The sequence below is a fragment of the Rhizobium sp. 01T444 genome, assembly GCF_056398305.1.
Genome location: NZ_JBFTPD010000187.1, coordinates 1 through 686, shown reverse-complemented (window position 1 = coordinate 686; position 686 = coordinate 1). Strand labels below are relative to the sequence as shown.

Here is a 686-nt window from a genome sequence, read left to right as displayed (position 1 = left end):
AGCGCTCCAGCACGAAGGGATAGCCCCAGCGCAGCAACAGGTCGTCCTCCTGCGGCGAGAGCCCGGCGGCGCGGCGCCGCGCAAGCTCGGCCTGCGACAGCGCAGCGGCCAGCGGCTGGAGGCCTGTCACGCAGTCCCCCGCGAGCGCATCGATCGCGTGACTCTCGCCCTCGGGCACGAGCGCCAGGAAGTCGTCGAGCCGCGTCGCCTTCAGCGCCGGCATCGCGAAGGGCTGGTGCGCTCGGCAGATGCCGCGCAGGGCGGCATGCAGTGCCTGGAGATCGGCCCCGGGCGCGAGCGCGAAGGGCGCCTTCAGGGTCGCGTGCCAGCCGTAGCGCCTCGGCGCCTGCGTCAGGCGCTGCTGTTCGGGCGCGGACACGCCCGCGACGGACGGCTGCGCCAGCAGCCGCTGCCGCGCGGCGCAACGGCCCAGCCACTCGCTGCCCGCATCCCACCAGGCGCTGTCGGCGAGGGGCGCGAAGTAGACCGCGTAGCGGTGCGCCGGCGTGCTCGGCGCTTCACTCATCATGGGCCACCGTCAGCGTCACGCGGTCGCCCGCGAACCAGGCGCGCGCGAACTCGATGGGCACGCCATCGCTGTCCACGTTCACGCTCTCCACGCACAGCACCGGGCGGGTGCCCGGCTGGCGCAGATGGCCCGCCACGTCGGGCTCGGGCATCCGCGC

General features: G+C 74.8%; 2 protein-coding genes. Both read right to left on the bottom strand.

The genetic code is table 11. The features are described from left to right. A partial coding sequence (locus AC1DTN_RS37905) for a DUF1045 domain-containing protein (protein ID WP_477925280.1) occupies positions 1–526 on the bottom strand: 526 nt, incomplete at its 3' end. Further along, positions 519–680, bottom strand: a complete 162-nt coding sequence (locus AC1DTN_RS37900; RefSeq protein WP_477925282.1) for a UTRA domain-containing protein — start codon at positions 678–680, stop codon at positions 519–521. The genes AC1DTN_RS37905 and AC1DTN_RS37900, both read right to left, overlap by 8 nt. Positions 681–686: the final 6 nt, after the last annotated feature.

What these genes read in the sequence shown, in the direction of transcription:
- AC1DTN_RS37900 (WP_477925282.1), bottom strand. Translation starts at nt 680, where the DNA reads ATGCCCGAGCCCGACGTGGCGGGCCATCTGCGCCAGCCGGGCACCCGC.